Source organism: Streptomyces sp. NPDC054841, from assembly GCF_053611045.1.
Genome location: NZ_JBSGZO010000759.1, coordinates 1 through 2,656, shown reverse-complemented (window position 1 = coordinate 2,656; position 2,656 = coordinate 1). Strand labels below are relative to the sequence as shown.

Annotated in this window: 3 protein-coding genes; 1 reads left to right on the top strand and 2 read right to left on the bottom strand. The window is 71.6% G+C overall.

All coding sequences use genetic code 11. From position 1 onward, the window contains the following. Positions 1-147: 147 nt before the first annotated feature. Entirely contained in the window at positions 148-915 is a 768-nt protein-coding gene (locus ACWGI8_RS42845) for a bifunctional DNA primase/polymerase (protein ID WP_453668881.1), read from the bottom strand. Between the two features lie 128 nt (positions 916-1,043). Next, entirely contained in the window at positions 1,044-1,649 is a 606-nt protein-coding gene (locus tag ACWGI8_RS42840; protein WP_453668880.1) for a TetR/AcrR family transcriptional regulator, read from the bottom strand. A gap of 112 nt (positions 1,650-1,761) precedes the next feature. On the opposite strand from ACWGI8_RS42840, the gene ddaH reads away from it, so the two are divergent. After that, complete coding sequence (gene ddaH, locus ACWGI8_RS42835) at positions 1,762-2,625, top strand: dimethylargininase (protein WP_453668879.1); 864 nt, start codon at positions 1,762-1,764, stop codon at positions 2,623-2,625. The last annotated feature ends 31 nt before the right edge of the window (positions 2,626-2,656 follow it).

Here is a 2,656-nt window from a genome sequence, read left to right as displayed (position 1 = left end):
CTGGGGGCACCTCCCGGGCCCGCAGGGCCCAGGGGGAGCAGGAGACGGAGTCGCAGGGCGTCGCGAGCCCAGCAAGATCCACCGGACAGACCCTAGGCCGTGACCGGGGCGGGCGAGCACGACCGCGCGCCCGGACCGTCTGCGGCGTCAGCGGCCTCGCCCCGACAGGGGCCACGCCACCGAGTGGTGGTCCAGGCCGTGCTGCCCCGCCTCGTCCGCGTACTTCGCACAGGCGTCGGCGAGGGTCTCCAGCAGCGTCAGCGGGTCCGGCAACGGATGCTCCGGGCCGCGCACCCAGTCGACGGTGAGGTCGTCCGGGAGCCGTGCGGGCGGTACGAGGACGTAGGAGCCGCGGCTGTGCCAGCGCAACCCGGGGTGCTCGTCCATCGTCTCGGGGTGGCAGTCCAGCTCGCAGGGCCACCACTCGTCCTCGTCCTCCGGAGTACCGCGGGTGGCGGTGAAGAACAGAATCCGGTCCGTGCCGGACACGGCGACCGGCCCGACGTCGATACCTTCCGCGAGCAGTCGTTCCAGGGCGTCGCGGCCCGCCTCCAGCGGCACGTCGAGGACGTCGTGGACCATTCCGGTGGCGGTGATGAAGTTGGCCGCGGGCTCGTCGCCCGCCCAGCGCCCGATCCGGTCCTGGTCGGTCGTGGACTGGGTCTGCCAGGCGAAGGAGACGGGATGCCGGGCCGGGGTGGGACAGCCGATGCGCTCGCAGGAGCAGCTGGGGCCGGACGGGTACGCGGCGGGCGCGAGGGGCAGTCCGGCGGCGGCGGTGGCCAGCAGCAGGGTGAGGCGGCTGGAGTCGTCCAAGGCGTCCTCGCGGGGGCGCCTGCGCAGCCACTGCGGCAACCGGTTCTCCCAGGACAGCCTGCTCTCCGTGCCGCGGTAGCGGCCGATACCGTCGCCCATCTATCCCCTCACACCTCGCTGCTCGCCCCGGCCCACGCGGCTCAGCCGCATATCGACGCCGGTGCCATCGTCCCATCATCGGGAGCGCCGGGTGGCCGCACCCCCCGATCGTGTGGCCGGTCCCTCACTCAGCTCCTGGGCGCCAGGCCGTACAGCGCGTACTCGACGATCTTGTCGGCGTAGTCGTGGGTGAGCGGGAGGGTGCGCAACAGCCAGCGGTGGGTGAGGGGTCCCACGAGGAGTTCCAGGGCGGTACGGGGGTCGATGCCGGCGCCCACCGCACCGGCGTCCTGGGCGGCGCCCAGCCTGCGTACGTACAGCTGGAGCTGGGGTTCGAGGAGCTTCTCGACGAACTGGGCGCCGAGTTCGGAGTCGACGACGCCCTCGGCGGTGAGGGCACGGGCGGGGGCGTCGTAGACGGGCGAGTTCAGCTCGTCGACGGTGGCCCGCAGGACGAGCTTGAGGTCGGCTTCGAGATCTCCGGTGTCGGGGATCTCGGTCTCGCCCTGGGCGGCCTGCTCGCCGAGGTCGAGGAAGGCTTCGAGGAGGACCGCGGCCTTGGAGGGCCACCAGCGGTAGATGGTCTGCTTTCCGACTCCGGCGCGGGCGGCGATGCCCTCGATCGTCGTCCTGGTGTAGCCGACCTCGCCGACGAGGGCGAGGGCGGCGTCGTAGATGGCGCGGCGGGAGCGTTCGCTGCGGCGGGAGGAGTCGGGGGCCTTGGTCTCTGCCATGGCGCCAATCTACCAACCGATGCGACGAGACGTATCGTCTTGTTGAACGATGGCGGTATGTGTGACGAACCACCCGTTCGGATCACAGCGCGAAGGGCTCGTACGACGCACCATGGCTGCACGCACAACCGTGCGCCCTGCCGCTCGTGAGGAGCCTGCATTGCCTCGTGACGCTAGATCCCGCCGCTACCTGATGTGCCCACCCACGCACTTCGAGGTGACGTACTCCATCAACCCCTGGATGGACCCCGGGAAGCCTGTCGACCTGTCGCTGGCGCTGGCCCAGTGGGAGGACCTGCACAACCGCTATCGCGCGCTCGGCCACACCGTGGAGCTGCTGGAGCCGCGGGCGGACCTGCCCGACATGGTCTACGCCGCGAACGGCGCGACCGTCGTCGACGGACGGGTGCTCGGTGCGCGCTTCGCGTACCCGGAGCGGGCCGCGGAGGCGCAGGCGCATCTGGACTGGTTCCGCGCGCACGGCTTCACCGAGATCCACGAGCCCACGCACATCAACGAGGGCGAGGGCGACTTCGCGATCACCTCGACCTATGTGCTGGCGGGGCGGGGCTTCCGGTCGAGTCCGCTGTCGCACGACGAGGCCCAGGAGTTCTTCGGCCGCCCCGTGATCGGGCTCGATCTGGTGGACCCGCGCTACTACCACCTCGACACGGCACTGTCCGTCCTCGACGACACGACGGACGAGATCATGTACTACCCCGGCGCCTTCTCCCCCGGCAGCCGCGCGGTCCTCGCCCGCCTCTTCCCCGACGCCCTCATCGCCCGGGAGGCGGACGCGGCGGCGTTCGGCCTCAACGCGGTCAGCGACGGCCGCCACGTCCTGCTGCCGCAGGCGGCCCTGGGGCTCTTCGAGCCCCTGCGGGCCCGGGGCTTCGAGCCGGTGGGGATGGACCTGGGTGAGCTGCTGAAGGGCGGCGGCAGCGTGAAGTGCTGCACGCAGGAGCTTCGCTCCTGACCTCGCGGGGGGTACGGGGGCGCCCCCGTAC